Source organism: Alkaliflexus imshenetskii DSM 15055 (genome assembly GCF_000517065.1).
GTDB classification, from domain to species: Bacteria; Bacteroidota; Bacteroidia; order Bacteroidales; family Marinilabiliaceae; genus Alkaliflexus; species Alkaliflexus imshenetskii.
Genome location: NZ_KI912105.1, coordinates 3599776 through 3615298 on the forward strand (window position 1 = coordinate 3599776; position 15523 = coordinate 3615298).

Annotated in this window: 11 protein-coding genes; 7 read left to right on the plus strand and 4 right to left on the minus strand. The window is 43.6% G+C overall.

All coding sequences use genetic code 11. The features are described from left to right. Positions 1 to 191 precede the first annotated feature (191 nt). The gene (locus ALKIM_RS0114905) at positions 192 to 2189 is read right to left on the minus strand and encodes a glycoside hydrolase family 97 protein (protein ID WP_026475342.1); all 1998 of its coding nucleotides are present in this window, start codon (positions 2187 to 2189) and stop codon (positions 192 to 194) included. Positions 2190 to 2765: 576 nt separating this feature from the next. On the opposite strand from ALKIM_RS0114905, the gene ALKIM_RS0114910 reads away from it, so the two are divergent. The 3 genes from ALKIM_RS0114910 to ALKIM_RS18795 all read left to right on the plus strand — a co-directional run bounded on the left by ALKIM_RS0114910 (position 2766) and on the right by ALKIM_RS18795 (position 6275). Next, the gene (locus tag ALKIM_RS0114910; RefSeq protein ID WP_026475343.1) at positions 2766 to 4007 is read left to right on the plus strand and encodes a DEAD/DEAH box helicase; all 1242 of its coding nucleotides are present in this window, start codon (positions 2766 to 2768) and stop codon (positions 4005 to 4007) included. 68 nt (positions 4008 to 4075) lie between these two features. Further along, the gene (locus tag ALKIM_RS0114915; protein WP_026475344.1) at positions 4076 to 5341 is read left to right on the plus strand and encodes an MFS transporter; all 1266 of its coding nucleotides are present in this window, start codon (positions 4076 to 4078) and stop codon (positions 5339 to 5341) included. A 124-nt stretch (positions 5342 to 5465) separates the two neighbouring features. Next, on the plus strand, positions 5466 to 6275 hold the full coding sequence (locus tag ALKIM_RS18795; RefSeq protein WP_157363930.1) for a murein L,D-transpeptidase catalytic domain family protein: 810 nt from the start codon (positions 5466 to 5468) through the stop codon (positions 6273 to 6275). A 40-nt stretch (positions 6276 to 6315) separates the two neighbouring features. Here ALKIM_RS18795 and ALKIM_RS18800 read toward each other — a convergent pair whose 3' ends face one another. Next, on the minus strand, positions 6316 to 7989 hold the full coding sequence (locus tag ALKIM_RS18800) for a L,D-transpeptidase family protein (protein WP_052345592.1): 1674 nt from the start codon (positions 7987 to 7989) through the stop codon (positions 6316 to 6318). A gap of 233 nt (positions 7990 to 8222) precedes the next feature. Further along, a complete protein-coding gene (locus ALKIM_RS18805; RefSeq protein WP_044117999.1) occupies positions 8223 to 10028 on the minus strand; it encodes a B12-binding domain-containing radical SAM protein in 1806 nt (601 codons plus the stop codon). 396 nt (positions 10029 to 10424) lie between these two features. On the opposite strand from ALKIM_RS18805, the gene ALKIM_RS0114940 reads away from it, so the two are divergent. The 3 genes from ALKIM_RS0114940 to ALKIM_RS0114950 all read left to right on the plus strand — a co-directional run bounded on the left by ALKIM_RS0114940 (position 10425) and on the right by ALKIM_RS0114950 (position 13829). Continuing rightward, positions 10425 to 11000: a hypothetical protein gene (locus ALKIM_RS0114940; RefSeq protein ID WP_157363932.1), complete on the plus strand. Its 576-nt coding sequence runs from the start codon at positions 10425 to 10427 to the stop codon at positions 10998 to 11000. Between the two features lie 283 nt (positions 11001 to 11283). Next, on the plus strand, positions 11284 to 12009 hold the full coding sequence (locus tag ALKIM_RS0114945) for an SDR family NAD(P)-dependent oxidoreductase (protein ID WP_026475346.1): 726 nt from the start codon (positions 11284 to 11286) through the stop codon (positions 12007 to 12009). Positions 12010 to 12107: 98 nt separating this feature from the next. Beyond that, positions 12108 to 13829 (plus strand): cellulase family glycosylhydrolase, encoded by a 1722-nt coding sequence (locus ALKIM_RS0114950; protein ID WP_026475347.1) that lies wholly within the window; start codon positions 12108 to 12110, stop codon positions 13827 to 13829. A 103-nt stretch (positions 13830 to 13932) separates the two neighbouring features. Here ALKIM_RS0114950 and ALKIM_RS0114955 read toward each other — a convergent pair whose 3' ends face one another. Continuing rightward, complete coding sequence (locus ALKIM_RS0114955; RefSeq protein WP_026475348.1) at positions 13933 to 14514, minus strand: thioredoxin family protein; 582 nt, start codon at positions 14512 to 14514, stop codon at positions 13933 to 13935. A 91-nt stretch (positions 14515 to 14605) separates the two neighbouring features. Here ALKIM_RS0114955 and hemF point away from each other — a divergent pair, with 91 nt between their 5' ends. Continuing rightward, positions 14606 to 15505 carry an oxygen-dependent coproporphyrinogen oxidase gene (gene hemF, locus ALKIM_RS0114960; protein ID WP_026475349.1) on the plus strand — a complete coding sequence of 300 codons (900 nt, stop codon included), beginning with the start codon at positions 14606 to 14608 and terminating at the stop codon, positions 15503 to 15505. Positions 15506 to 15523 lie beyond the last annotated feature (18 nt).

Here is a 15523-nt window from a genome sequence, read left to right on the forward strand (position 1 = left end):
TCGTTTCCAAAATTGAGTAAATATCACACGCCCTTATTTTTACTCATTTTTCAAAGATATGGTCATTTATTAAGATGGTCATCGTTTTTTAGGGAAAACCATTGTGAAGAAGATTAAAAAGGGGATGCCTGTTAAGACACCCCCTTGGCTTAGGTCTAAAATAGTGTTCCGAAAGATTTATTCAAGCGGTATTAGTTGACAGGGACAAATCGAATGGCCTGTCCACCGCCTGCGGCCAGTTCCAGATTCAGAATAGTGTTGTTGTCCACTTCCATCTCGGTGATGCTAACGGGGGTTGGATTTGATTCCCAATCGGCATCCGCCCCATCGGCGTAAATCTGCGCTTTGTATTTTTTGCCGGCATCAAGAAATGAGAGTTTCACCTCTAAATTGCGTGGTTTTTCGTTTGTTAAACTGCCCAAATACCAGTCATTGCTGTGTCTGTCTTTCCTTACCATTGTAATGTATTGGCCAATTTCAGCATTCAGCACTTGCGTATCGAACCAGTCAACCGGCACATCTAACAAAAACTGGAAGGCAGGATGGCCGTCGTAGTTTTCGGGTAAATCGGCTAACATTTGAGTGGGTGAATGGATAATCACGTATAGTGCCAACTGTTTGGCAACGGTTGTGTGTACGCGGCGTCCTTCGCGGTATTTAATCATCACATCAAAAATGCCGGGCGTATAATCCATTGGTCCTGCCAAAAGACGGGTAAATGGAATGATGGTTTCGTGATTTGGCGGGTTGCCTTCGCTCCAGGCGTTGTATTCCATGCCACGACCACCTTCAGCTGTCATCAGGTTGGGATAGGTTCTTCTCAAACCTGTTGGCTTAATTGGTTCGTGGAAATTCACTGCCAGACGATTGGCATGGGCCTTCATCAGTACGTCATGGTAATAATTCACACCGAACTGTCCGTGGTGCCACTCTTTCATATTGAGTTTGGTACCAACCTGACCAATTTTAATATCGTTGATGCCCAGTCTTCGATAGAGTTCAAAACCTTCGTCTATTTGGTTGAGGTAGTTGACTAAGTTTGAGCCGGTTTCATGATACCCAATAAGTTTCACGCCTCTTTCATTACCATATTTTACAACCTCTTCGATGTTAAACTCGGGAACGCTTTGTGTGAAGATAAACTCGTGCATGGCATCGAGATACCATTCTGTGGTCCATCCGGGATTCCAACCCTCAATAAGCAGCAGCGGAATATTGTGTTTGGAGGCAAAGTCGATATAGTATTTGGCATTTTCGGTTGTAGCACCTAAATCGGGACCACGCCAGAAGGTGTTTTTGCCAATGTGGAGTGCCCACCAGATACCCATATATTTTGATGGTTTCACGTAGGAGATGTCATCAAGTTTGTTGGGTTCATTGAGGTTTAACCCCATATAGTTGGTGATGAGGTCGCCAGGTTTTTCAGCAATTTGAATGGTACGCCAGGGCGACTCCATTGGAGCCTGTGTTTTAACTTTTGTGCCATCAGCCCAAGGTACCAGGTCTGTTTTGAGTCGGTTACCAGGCAGCGATTCCACAACAAAGCTGGCAAAGTCAACCAAAGCTGCTTCATGTATAGAGAGGAAAAGTCCGTCGTTGGTCTTAAAAGTAACCGGAGTGTGTACAGAACCCATCTCACTCAGTTTGGTTTCGCTGTACAGATATTCGTATCGGTGCTCCTGATAGGCGGGAATCCACCATGCTGTATGATCATCAGCCATCACAAACTCCGTAATCTCGTCCATAATGACAAAATTGTTGAGATTTTCTTGCTGAGGAATAATGTAACGAAAAGCTACCCCATTGTCGAAAATTCTGAATACTACATTCATTTTTCGATTGTCACCCTCTTTTTCCTGGAGTTCGATTAGCAATTCATTGTAATGGTTACGTATAAACTGTTTTTCACCCCATACCTGTTCCCAGGTTTCGTCAAAAGTTGTTTTCGTGCTTTTTAGAATCCTGAAGTTGTCGGTAAGCGGAGCCATTTCCTGCAAATGAAAGCCTAAAGCCGATGGTTTTATCACGGCTTTTCCTTTTTGATTGATACTGTAAAATGGTTTGCCGTTGTCGATTTCAAAACGAACGTTGATACTGCCATCGGGTGATGAAACAGTCAGTACATTCTCATCGCTACAGGAGGTTAGGAATATTCCTGCCAAAGCGAAAAGCAATAATAGTTTTCTCATGTGTTTATGAATTAAAGTTATGCTAATTATTTCTAGCTTGGTAAATTCAAGGAAACTAAACTTTTATTGAAAGTTAAATTTACGTTTCTAAACACAAAACAACAAAATTAATGTTGAATTCATAGGTGCAGAATGTTTTTAAATGGGCTATGATTGTGTCTCAAAGGAGTAATTGGGGTGGTAAAATGTCATCCGGATGGGTTGATAATGTATTGTTATATATGTTTAAGGCTTTATATATAAGTGTGTTAATTTTTAAGTGGTTATTTTAATAGCTGTTTAAATTTAGTTTACGAAACATGAATTAGAGGCAAAGAGTGTTAGATTTTAGACAGATAGCGTAGTTGATAAAGCTGATAGATTCATCTTTTTTCTGTTTTATCTTGTCTATCAGTTTAAATATCTAGCATCTATAACTATAAAGTTGAGCTGTTACAAACTTTAAGCAGTCTCTTATTCCTCCATTTGTACCGGTTTGATTGTACAATGGGTTTTGTCCTTCGCTTTTAATACCTTTGTAGCCTGAAATTTTCATTGACCGCAGGATTCACGTTTTTTGCTTAAGCAGGATAAGTTATGAAGTTTACCAAGTATAATTTTCTCTCGGGATTGACCCGAAATTTAGAGTCTCTGGACTTTAAGCGTCCCACAGATATTCAGTATAAGTGTATTCCGCCGATACTTAAAGGCGAGGATGTTTTGGCCATTGCACAAACGGGAACCGGAAAAACTGCCGCTTTTGCCATACCGGTTATACAGTTGCTTTGTAGCTCCCGCGTCAGCATAGAGTCGGGAAGCATGCGATGCCTGGTGATGGTTCCTACGCACGAACTGGCCATTCAGGTAGCAAAAGTTTTTAAAGATTTGTCTGGAGGTCTTGGTTTTAAGGTTATTGGTTTATACGGTGGTGTGGAACAAGATCCTCAAATTGCCCATTTAAAGAATGGTGTGGATGTGTTGGTGGCTACACCAGGGAGAATGTTCGACCTTGCAGCTCAAGGTCATTTGTCATTCAAATCGGTTGAAATACTTATCCTCGACGAGGCCGATCACATGCTCGAACGTGGTTTTTATAACGACATGCAGCAGCTTGTGCAGCGTTTACCTCGCCGAAGGCAGACACTCTTTTTCTCCGCCACCATCGACGAGAAAATCAAGGATTTGGCCTATGGACTGGTAAAACACGCCGTTCGCATCCAGATATCTCCTAAAGACCCGGTGTCGAAAAACATTGACCATGCAGTTGCATATATCGAGATGGACGATAAGCGCTTCTTTTTGGAGCGTATCATTAAGGAGAATCCTGAAAGCAAGATCCTGGTGTTTGTGCGCACCAAAGTACGTGCCGAACGAGTTACCAAAGCGCTCGAAAGGGTAGGTATTACCAGTCAGACCATTCATGGCGATAAGGATCAAGGGCAACGTTCGCAAGTGATGGAGGATTTTCGCAGTGGTGCCAATAAGATTCTCATTGCCACCGATGTGAGCGCCCGTGGAATTGACATTCCAAGTGTGGAGTTTGTGGTGAACTACGATTTGCCTCAGGAAGCTGAGAATTATGTGCACCGTGTGGGTAGAACGGGAAGAGGGACTAATCGTGGCAAAGCCATATCTTTTTGCAGTAGTGAAGAGCGTGAAGTTTTAGATGAAATAGAATCCTATCTGGATAAACCTGTGGCTGTGATGACCATCAATAAAGATGATTACGAGGCAACCATTGATATTTCTGAGGCTGCTAAGCACGACTGGAAATCGCTTATCGAAGAGGAGCTTGCACTGGAGGAGCAGCCTGCTAAAAAACGGAAGAAAAGAAAGTAAAACATCCTAAATCCTAACCAAAATATTTGAAGAAAGTCATTCTTGTGAAACAGTAGAGGTGTTGGGTCATGTTTAAAATTAATGGATTGCGGTGGTGGATTATTGGATTGATTGGAATAGCTACTGTAATAAATTACATCGACAGGTGGGCGCTGGCTATCATGTGGCCGGGAATTGCCGGTGACCTGGGGCTCGACAAAGGAGATTACGCAATCATTCTCAATACTTTTATGGTGGCGTATGCTTTGGGGCAGATGCTTAGCGGTCGTGTATTCGACAAGGTTGGTACGCGACTGGGTTATGTCCTAAGTCTTTTGGTGTGGAGTACCTCTTCAATGCTTCATAGTTTTGGTCGCGGTTTGGTTTCTTTTTCTATACTGCGCGCCACGCTTGGACTGGGTGAGGCGGGTAACTGGCCCGGTGCTGTGAAAAGTAATGCTGAATGGTTTCCGCTGCGCGAGCGGGCTATCGCACAGGGAATATTCAATGCCGGAGCATCTTTAGGTGCTGTGGTGGCACCGCCTTTAATTGCTTTTCTTTTTGTGGCATTTGGCTGGAAAGTGACTTTTTTGATAGTGGGTTCGCTCGGATTTTTATGGTTGATTCCGTGGTTAATCATAAATAAAAAGCAACCTGCAAATCATCCTTGGATTACCAATGCCGAGAAACATCATATATGCGATGGAAAGGATTTAAGTTTAACAGCTTCAGATACTAAACCAGCACCTGGTGCGTTTGGAGTATTAAAGTACCGGCAGTCGTGGGCAGTGCTTATGGGTCGTTTTTTTACTGAGCCGGTGTGGTTCTTTTTCATGGGCTGGTTGCCGGTCTATTTATACGATGTATATGGTTTTGATGTGAAGCAAATTGGCATGTTTGCATGGATGCCATACGTAGGTGCGGCTTTTGGTAGCATTGCCGGTGGCTGGTTTTCCGGAAGGTTGCTAAAAATTGGACATTCGGTTGGTTTTGCACGCAAAGGCGCTATAATCGCAGGTGCAGTGTTAATGGTTGCAGGATTATCAGGTACCATCTTCTGGGCCGATACACCTTTGAAATTTGTGCCTGTACTGGCTACTGTTCTGTTTGGATTTCAGTTTTCCATAAGCAACATTCAAACCATTCCCAGCGACCTTTTTAGCGGGAAATCAGTAGGCACCCTTGCCGGAATAGGTGGAACCGTAGGTTTATCATCAGTTATTTTAATGAACTTTATTGTTCCCATAGTGACAAGGAATTCATACGTTCCAATTTTTACGCTGATTGCTATCTTTGTGCCTTTGGGTGTATTATCAGTGCTCTTTTTCGGAAAAAATATAAAGGCACTTGATTAGGTTTGTTTTGTGTCCATTCAGGATTGGTTTCAACGTTGGTTTTTTGAAAATGCAAAAAAAAGCAAACCTTTATTCACGCTTGTCCGTATTCAAGGTATTAGTAATCACCATTATTTGTTTTGTTATGATTAGAAAGTTGATGTTGGTTTGTGCGGTATTTTTTTTAGTAACTCCTTTTAGTTTCACCTATACAACTGAATCCACACATGTTGGATCAGAGTTCTCCACCGAATTTGAAAATTATATTGCGTTATTTTACGACAAGCTGCAAGGCGATGAAGGCAGACCTGCTTTCAATGTTTTTAAAAAAGCCATCACAGGATTTTTCCATCTCAAAACCACCAATGCCATCTCAAATAATCTGTTAACCGTCATCGATTTCTCCTTGTCGTCAAACGATGAGCGTCTCTGGATTATTGATGTGGATAAAATGAAAGTGGTGCATCAGAGTCTTGTTTCTCACGGCCAGAACAGTGGTGAGTTGTTTGCCACAAAGTTCTCAAATACACCATCATCTTATCAGAGCAGTCTGGGATTTTATGTTACTGGCAATATATATTATGGCCGTCACGGCATGTCACTGTATTTAGATGGCATGGAGGAAGGGATTAACGATAAGGCGCGTCAGCGTACCATTGTGATGCACAGTGCCGATTATGTGAGTTATGATTTTATTCAACGTCATGGCCGTTTAGGGCGCAGCCACGGCTGTCCTGCCATCCCGCAAGTTGACCATGAACGCATTATTCGCCAGTTGGCTGGCGGCTCTTGCCTCTACATCTATCATCCCGAAAACCAATATCATCAAAAAACCAAATTGCAGGTGCGTGAAAAGGCCATTCAGGGTTTGTCGGCATTTTTCACAGAAACGCCATCATTTCTCGCTTCTAATCCTGAATTAAAGGCGGTTTTGTCTCTTCATGTGCAGTTGTAATCAGTAAATATCAACAACCCATTTCGGATTTGTCGGATGGCTATTCGGTAGTTTCTTCTGAAAGGTGCTTCTTTCTGAGGGCTGTCAACAGCTGATTGTCACGGTCATACACATCTCTCCTGAAATAGGCAGCACCATCTTCAGTTGCCATCGCCGTAAGGTAAATGATGTGTACGTGCACTGGTTTGTTAAGATGCACGGTTCGTTGTCGGCCTTGGTCTAACACTCGCTTAATATTTCCAGGCGTCCACGCTGGATCGCTGCTTAAGAGCCAATGAGTGAGTTCAATTGGCTTGTTAATGCGGATGCAGCCTGAACTAAATGTACGGTCGGTGCGGCTAAAAAGGTTGCGGGTAGGTGTGTCATGGATGTAGACATTGTGCGGGTTCGGAAACATGAATTTGACACGACCAAGGGCATTGTCGGCTCCCGGATCTTGTCTAATCATATAAGGAAATCCCGATTTGTTGGCTCTGCTCCAGTCAATGGTGGATGGATCCACCTCTTTGCCTGCGTTTGTTATCACGCGCATCCTCTTTTCTGTCAGATAGTTTTGATTTTTGGCTACCTCCGGAATCACATCATTTCGCAGTATGGTGGGAGGCACTGTCCAGTCGGGATTCAGAACCAGATAAGTCATTAAACTACTAAACACAGGCGTTTTACGATAAGGTCTGCCCACAATGGCATCGCTCACAAGTACCAGAGTATCATTTTCAAAAGCTTGTAGCTCAAAGTTGGCTATGTTCACAATGATGTAACGCTGTCCCAAGTCTTCGCTGAGCCAACGCCATCGTTCCAGATTAATTTCGATGGTGGCAATGCGTTCTTCAATGGGAATGTTGAGAATTTCGATGGTTTGCCGCCCTATTACTCCGTCACTTGTTAATCCGTTTCGTGTCTGAAAAATTTTCACATGACTCTCCAGGGTTCTGTCAAAATAGTTGGCGTCGGCCGAGTCGGGTCGTATCTCGCCTTGCGTAACAGACAGTCGCTTTCTCAACATGGCCACATCGGGATGCGTCATACCAAATTCCATCTTTTGTAAGTTGGTTTCAATCCGCTGCCATCCGCCATTTTCTGCCAATTGTTGATAAATAGCCAGCGCTTTGCGGAGGTTGTCATATTCATGGTGGTTGGGAGAAAGTTTTCGCAGGTTTTTTGTTACATTTTTAAGTGTAAGTGTGGAATCCAGAAACTGATTCCATTCAATTTGTAAATCCCGGCGTGCGGCATTCCATTGTGGGTCAATTGTTTCAGCATCGGTTTTACCTCTGGCCAAATGCGATGATAACAACAGAAAGGCATCGGTAAGTAAAAGCTCCAGCCGAACGATTTCTTCAGCTTCGGTATTTCGGGTGGAGACCATCTTATTATAGAGTTTCTCAATCTGAGTGAGGTGATAATCCTCGGGGTTCAGACCATCCTGATTTATTGTGCGGATGAAATTGACGAACTGTTCTACGTTCTCTTTACTGTCCCATTTGACAGTTATAGGTTCACCGTCTTTCTGGTAAAGTGATGGCAGAATTTCGGGGCTGTAGAAGTGGTCACGTTCCATCGCCAGTGAATCTTCGTGTAGCGCCTCAATCTTCGATTTGAGTGTTTCCTGTACCTTATTCTTAAGTGCGCGCTGGCTGCAACTGCTGAAACCGAGCAGCAGAATTGCAACCATGCAGGATGTAAGCGGTTTTATGTATTTGGATTTTATCATAGCAGTATTTCGTTTTTATGTTTTAAGCCCGCATTAACGAAGCCCGAAAGCACGAGCCTTCTATATGACCATTCGCCCTTTAAAATAATGGTTTTATGCGTAATTTGTTCAATAAAACGCCGAAAAAATAATACAATTACATTCATACGGCGAGGCGTTTTTCAACGTCTGACAGCAGGTGTGGATTGTATGGAATTTTACATCAAATAAATACAATTGGCAGCTAAACGGGTTTATTTTGCAAACCATTTTTTAGCAGGCCAGTCGAGGCAATGTCCATGCATGAAATTGTATGTAGCTTTTCGCAGTGCTTCTCCTATGTGGTCAAGATCAATATTCTGATGGTCGGTAAAAGCAATCTCATTGTTGGCAAAGTTGTCGGGTTCTTTAACGATGGATTCAGCACCATAATGTTGGGGGTTAAGTCCCGATGGACTATGCACCGTCATGGCATAGCGATGCCAAAAGGCTGACTGGATTACGCCTTCTTCAAACATTTGGCGAACAGACTCAAGGCCTTCAATGGTTTCTTTCAATGTTTGTGTCGGAAAGCCATACATGAGGTAGGCGTGCACCATAATTCCATTTTCACTCAAGTGTCTTGCCGTGTTAAATGCTTGATCTACGGTTACGCCTTTATTTATAAGTTTGAGCAGTCGGTCAGAGGCAACCTCAATTCCACCCGAAACGGCAATGCAACCGGCTCTGGCCATAAGTTGGCATAGGTCAGGTGTAAAGGTCTTTTCAAAACGGATGTTAGTCCACCAGCTGATGGTGAGTTTGCGTTTCAGAATCTCTTCAGAGAGGGATTTTAGCAGGCGCGGAGGGGCTGCTTCATCGGTAAAATGGAAGCCGCTGCATCCGGTTTGTTTCATTACAGCTTCAATGTGGTCACATATTCGTTCTGCCGGAAGCGCTTCATAACAGTTGATGTATGGCAGTGATGTGTCGCAAAAGGCGCATTTAGCCCAATAACAGCCATGTGCCAGTATGAGTTTGTTCCAACGGCCATCGCTCCACATTTTATGCATCGGGTTGGCCACCTCAATGGTTGATATGTAACTGTTGAGCAGCAGGTCGCTGTAGTCGGGAGCAGGCATCTCCACAAAAGGGATGCTAAGTTCTTTCCTGCCGGGATAAAACTCTACTGCTCTGTTTTTGTTTCGCCTAAATGTCTGGTGTAATGCTGAGGTATCTTTTTTTTCTGTAAGATGGGATATTAGGGCTCTTAGTGCCGGTTCGCCATCGTCCAGAACAATGTAGTCTGCATAATCAAACACACGCCCATCTTTTAGCTGCCGCAATTCTGTACTCACAAAGCCACCGCCCCATACGATAGTGGTTTCCGGAGCATTTTTGCGGATGTGTTGGCTGCAACGAAAAGCACCCATTAAATTACCCGGGAAAGGGATTGAGAAACATACCATTTCGGGGTTAAATGTTTCACACTTTTCCTGAATAAGTTCAGACAGCCAAATGTCTGGCAAAGATTCGGGTTGCGACAGGGCAGTTAGCAGTGGATCAAGTTCAGGGAGACGCAGGCACAAATGTTCTGCATAGCGGCTCAATTCAAAGCTTGGTGTGATGGTCTCCTTTATGAAGTCAGCCAAATCTTCGATATAGAGTGTGGCCATGTGCTTGGCCATCTCACTATTTCCCAGCGCGCCAAATGCCCAATCAACATCGGCCATGTGCTCAAAACGCGAACCTTGAGGCAGCCATTCGCCATTGCAGATGCGCATTGCCAGGGTCGGTTCCTTGCCCTGCAGATACCGCATCACCATCTCTATTGTATCAATATATTCATTTTGGCGGATTAGCATTTGCCGGGCACTGCGCGAGGTCTTACGGCTTGTTTTGCAATTTTGAAATATCGAAGTGAGTCCTTGTTTCGAGAATATTCTGTTGATGAGTTCAATGCCCAAATCAGCCTGAAACACAGTATGACCTTCAGATACCAGAAAGCCTTTCAGGTAAGGGGTTGCCGGATACGGGGTGTTCAATTGCGTGAGTGGTGGCGTAATCAGGAGGATTCTCATAGACAGTTACTCTTTTTTGCAAACATAGCTATTTTTGACCATAGCACCGACCTTTAATCACTCACCGGGAGATTATTGGTGGCTGGCAAATCAAGTGAAATCAGGTGTTACAACTGTTGGGGATGTTAAATTGGTTTTTAATTCAATTTACTTGTCATAAAATATTGCTTGTTGGTCAAATATTTCTTAATTTGATGAAAAGATATCTCGTTCCTTGTAACGAACCGATGCCCTCAAGCGTATAATATAATAACAGCAGGGCAAATCAGAGAATAACATTCGTTCTTTGTTTCTGTGTAAAGGAGTTGGTCGTGGCGTATGTGAAAAGTTACATTCAGCCTGCTTATCGGGTTCTCATATCCGGATAATTTTCATCTTTTAAATGGAGGAACGGTCATGAAAACGAGAGCAACTTTCCTAAAACTTTTCGCCGGTGCGATAATGATTACATTCATACACCTCGCCGGTTTGTCGCAGGAGCAAATGGTTTCTGACCACAAAGCGTCAGAGCCGATGTATTTCAGTTACATGTATAATAGTACAATCGCATTTGAGGAGCCGGTTGCTTTGGAAAAATGGATGTTATGCGATTTGGCGTTTGGAAATTTCAGAGATGTCTGTTTTTTCATTGAGGAATGGATGATGGATAACATGGCAGAGGAGTTGTTCATGATTCGAGACATGATGGAACTCTCGGACTGGATGCTACCCACTGATGAGCGTATCGATTTTGAGATTGCATTTATGGAGTGGATGTTTGATTTTGAGCCGGAGGTGGTGGATGAATTACTTCACCGCAATGAACTGCCCGATGTTGAAAAGTGGATGTTTGAATCGGATCAAATCGCTGAACTATCACCCTGGGAAGCATCAATTGATTTAATACCCTGGATGTGGTGTGTTGAGTTTGGTTTTGTGGATCCGGATTCGGAAGTTGAGAATTGGATGTTTAGTGCCTTTTCAATGAATTAACTGCAATTCACATTTTAATCGTTTTTGACCGGGACTTTCATAAAGTGTTGTTAAAGGTTTGAGAAACAGATAAGATTTTGATTCTATGGGGATTGTGATGAGCAGATTGTCTTCGGACAGTCTGCTCTCATAGTTTTGTAGCGTTTAGTATTTCGCTCATTGCACGGAGATGAATTTTATTTAAACAATTTACTGGAAGATGATTGGCTGTTGTGGGTAATCAATGATTTATATATTTTTAGACTCTTTTTAATAAACGTTTTAATTTACCAACAATTCGCAAATGAAAGGTAAAAAGGTAGTGGTTACAGGCGGAGCCAACGGCATCGGGTATGCCATTGCTGAAGCTTTTGCCTCGCTCAGTGCAGAAGTGTGGGTTGTGGATAAGGATGAAGCAGGCATTCGTCCGCTTTTGGCTAGGTATGGCTCATTGCGCTTCACGAAGCTGGATATTTCTAACTCAGATGACATTGTTACTTTTTTTCAACGCCTTCATGACGATTGGGGCTTTTGCGATGTGCTGGTCAACAACGCTGGCGTGAGTTGTTTTTCTGAGTTGGAGGCTTGTTCAACTGCATTCTGGGATGATGTGATTGCGGTAAACCTTCGGGCGCCATTTGTTTTTGCCAGGGAATTTGCACGGTTACATCCCAAGGGTTGTTATGGACGAATCGTCAACATAGCCTCGACCCGTTACATAATGTCAGAACCCGGAGGTGAAGCCTATGGTGCCTCAAAGGGTGGTTTGGTATCGCTCACACACGCATTGGCAAACTCGTTGGCAGGAACCGGCATCACTGTAAATTGTATTGCTCCCGGATGGATACATACGGGAAACAAGGATGAACTTTCGGAGGCAGATCATGCACAGCATCCTTCAGCAAGAGTTGGGACATCCGCCGATGTGGCTCGTATTGTGATGTTTTTATGCCAACCCGATAACGATTTCATCAATGGTGAAGAGATTCGTGCCGATGGCGGAATGACCAGGAAGATGATTTATATTTGATATTCAATTTCCGGGTTCCTGTTTTTCTTGTTTATCAGCTTATATGGTGATTTATGCCAAATCTTTAGTGTTATATTTTACACCTAATTCAAATTTCTATGAAAAGAGTTTTTACACTGTGTTTTTTAAGTATTTACATTTTTTTATCCATGTTTGCTCAAAATCGCGAGAATGCTTTTGAGGTGAATCAGCGATTAGGACGTGGCATCAATATGGGTAATGCATTTGAAGCACCATCTGAAACAGCTTGGAGCAACCCCTGGAAGCCCGAGTATTTTGACATCATGGAAGATCTGGGCTTTAAACACGTGCGCATACCGATTCGCTGGGAGCCGGCCGATCGCAGCATGGCGAATGCGCCCTACACCATTTATCCCGTGTTTCTGCAACGTATAAAGGAGGTGGTTGATAAAGCTCTTGACAATGGTATGATGGCCATCATCAATATGCACCATCACGAAGATTTTTTTGCAGATCCGGCTGGTCAAATGCCGCGTTTTCTGGCTCAGTGGCAACAAATTGCTGATTTCTTTAAAGATTATCCTGAGGATTTACTCTTTGAGGTGTTTAACGAGCCGCATGGCAACATCACACCCGCCATGTGGAATACCATGTTCTCCGATGCGCTGGATGTGATACGCGTGACCAATCCCAACCGGGTAGTACTGATGGGAACAGCCGATTTTGGCGGGTTAAGCGGGGTGCAGCACATTGTTTTGCCTGATGATGAAAACATCATTCTGTCGGTACATTATTACAGTCCGTTTGAGTTTACACATCAGGGCGCAGAGTGGGTAGGTTCACATACCAATGAATGGCTGGGAACAAAATGGAATGATACACGCGCTGAGCGGGAGTTAGTGATAAGCGAGTTTGCCGGAACCATCGCATTTTCAAAAAATCAGAAAATACCCATTCACGTGGGAGAGTTTGGTGCATACAGCAAGGCTGATATGGCATCCAGAGCTCGCTGGACTACCTTTATGGCCAGATGGTTCGAGGAGCAGGGTTTTAGCTGGGCATACTGGGAGTTTAGTGCTGGGTATGGTATTTATAATCCACAAAATGGGTCACTCTACACTCCTCTGGTTGATGCACTTTTAAATAATGAAATGCCCGAACCGGTGGAGGTGGTTTCAACTCCAATATATCAAAGCGACTTTACCTCAGGAAATACAGGCTGGTTCTTGAACATTCAGGGTGGTGCACAAGGCAATTTGTCGAATAACGGGACTAGCCTCGTAGCTGCAGTAAATCTTGCCGGAACTCAAAGCTGGCATGCACAGCTCACCAAAGGCAATATATCATTGCAAAAAGATAAAACATACCGAATTGTAATCAGAGGTTCCTCGCCGCAAGGCCGTGCCTGTACCGTGTACCTCGGTAGAAGTGTTGATCCCTGGGATGCGTATAGCGATTATTACGCGATAAGCTTTGGAACTGAGGAACGCGAATTCTCCTATACTTTTACCATGAGTAAGGCTTCGGATGCGGCCGCCAGATTGGCATTTGATTTGGGCACAGCAGCCGGAACGATCAACCTTAAGGAGGTTAGGGTAGAGCTGATTGAACTTGCAAGCTCTTCACCCGATTATCTTTTGCCCGATGTGCGTGTTTTCCCTAATCCGGTGATTGACAGTTTTTTTGTGACTGATGGAAGCGATAGCGACAGATTGATGCTATATGATGCCGCCGGAAAGGCGCTTTTGTCAGTTTCCGGAACAACCGGAGGAATCAATGTGTCTCACCTGCCAAAAGGGTTTTATTTGGTGGAGTTGGTTCGAAACGGACAGCGATTTGTTTTTAAACTGGTTAAATAACAGAGTCAGATAAAAGTTGAAAACGGATTTATGATATCAAGAAGAGATCATAAATCCGTTTTCTGTTTTAAGTGATTTTTTGCCTTCACAGGCAGTTAATTCGTTATATAAGATCGCAGGCATCGGCTGGCATCCAGTGTGCATCTTTACCATCCCATTTTACGTTACACCCAATGGGGTTTGTCATTGTAAGCGGAGGTTCCTGACCCGATGTGAGTGCCTCAAGCACATTGTCTAAAGTGTTTTCAGTCATTCTTGATGTGTCACGGGGAGAGTCCACTCCACGCCCTGTGTAAACCAGCTCTCTTTCATTATTGAAAACAAAAAAATGTGGCGTACGCAGCGCACCATACTTCAATGCCACTTCCTGACTTTCATCGTGCAGATAAATCCAAGGGAATTTAAACTCATCCATGCGCTTAACCATGTTTGGGAAACTATCCTCTTCGTAAGTGTTTCGGCTGTTTGAGTTTATTCCAACAAATTTCACACTTTTGTCTGAATATTTCAAAGCGGTGCTGCGCGTGACTTCATCTGAGCCCACAACATATGGACAATGGTTGCATGTAAAGAAGATTACAAGCCATTTCGCATCGCTGAAATTGTTGAGCGAATAATTTTTGCCGTCGGTTGCCGGAAGCGTAAAATCCGGCGCTTTCTTTCCTATTTCGATTGTAAATGACATAACTTTTTGGTTTTTGTTGTTTCTAATGGGTAAACAACTTGATGCCAAAATGGTTTTATCTGCATGTTTTCAACTTTAATGTGTTGTATAGATGAATAGCAGGAAAACCGAGTTTTTGGCGTTTATTGGAGATTTGCAGAATAACATTTGTAAAGCATTGGAAGATGAGGATGGAAAAGCCTTGTTCAGGGAAGATCAATGGCACAGACCCGGTGGTGGCGGTGGGCGTACACGCATCCTTACAGAGGGAAAGGTATTTGAGAAAGCTGGTGTAAACACATCTGCTGTGCATGGTGAGTTGCCGCCTTCCATGCAGGCTTATCTCAAAACCAATCATCAGCGATTCTTTGCATGTGGCATCTCTTTGGTGATACATCCTTTTAATCCGTTTGTGCCCACTGTTCATGCCAATTACAGATATTTTGAGCTTTACGATGACAGCGGTGATGTGGTTGATTTGTGGTTTGGTGGCGGAGCGGATCTTACGCCCTACTATCTTTTTGATGAGGATGCCGTGCACTTTCACAGTTTGCATAAGTCAGTTTGCGATAGGTTTTCGCCTGAGCTCTATTCTCAATTAAAAAGAGCCTGTGATGCCTATTTTTTCAACCATCACCGAGGAGAGGCCAGAGGAATTGGCGGTTTGTTTTTTGACCGGATGAATGATGCCGATGACAGAGGTTTTGATGTGGCAACTGCCTTGGGCGATGTTTTTATTCCTGCCTATCTGCCGTTGGTGATGCAACGTAAACCCACCATTTTTACCGATGAGCAGAAACGATGGCAGGAGATTCGCCGGGGCAGGTATGTGGAGTTCAATTTGCTGCATGATAAGGGCACACTGTTTGGATTGAAGACCAATGGCCGGGTAGAATCAATTTTGATGAGTCTGCCGGCAACAGTTAGATGGGAGTATGATCACCATCCGCAACCCGGAAGCCCCGAAGAACGATTGCTTAATGTGTTGAAAGCGCCTGTGGATTGGGTGTAGTTGGCAAATTAATTGTGA

Bases quoted from the DNA above. Each gene is read 5' to 3' on its own strand.
- ALKIM_RS0114945 (WP_026475346.1), top strand. From the start codon at position 11,284: ATGAAAGGTAAAAAGGTAGTGGTTACAGGCGGAGCCAACGGCATCGGG.
- ALKIM_RS18805 (WP_044117999.1), bottom strand. From the start codon at position 10,028: ATGAGAATCCTCCTGATTACGCCACCACTCACGCAATTGAACACCCCG.
- ALKIM_RS0114955 (WP_026475348.1), bottom strand. From the start codon at position 14,514: ATGTCATTTACAATCGAAATAGGAAAGAAAGCGCCGGATTTTACGCTT.
- hemF (WP_026475349.1), top strand. From the start codon at position 14,606: ATGAATAGCAGGAAAACCGAGTTTTTGGCGTTTATTGGAGATTTGCAG.
- ALKIM_RS0114940 (WP_157363932.1), top strand. From the start codon at position 10,425: ATGAAAACGAGAGCAACTTTCCTAAAACTTTTCGCCGGTGCGATAATG.
- ALKIM_RS0114950 (WP_026475347.1), top strand. From the start codon at position 12,108: ATGAAAAGAGTTTTTACACTGTGTTTTTTAAGTATTTACATTTTTTTA.
- ALKIM_RS0114905 (WP_026475342.1), bottom strand. From the start codon at position 2,189: ATGAGAAAACTATTATTGCTTTTCGCTTTGGCAGGAATATTCCTAACC.
- ALKIM_RS18800 (WP_052345592.1), bottom strand. From the start codon at position 7,989: ATGATAAAATCCAAATACATAAAACCGCTTACATCCTGCATGGTTGCA.
- ALKIM_RS0114915 (WP_026475344.1), top strand. From the start codon at position 4,076: ATGTTTAAAATTAATGGATTGCGGTGGTGGATTATTGGATTGATTGGA.
- ALKIM_RS0114910 (WP_026475343.1), top strand. From the start codon at position 2,766: ATGAAGTTTACCAAGTATAATTTTCTCTCGGGATTGACCCGAAATTTA.
- ALKIM_RS18795 (WP_157363930.1), top strand. From the start codon at position 5,466: ATGATTAGAAAGTTGATGTTGGTTTGTGCGGTATTTTTTTTAGTAACT.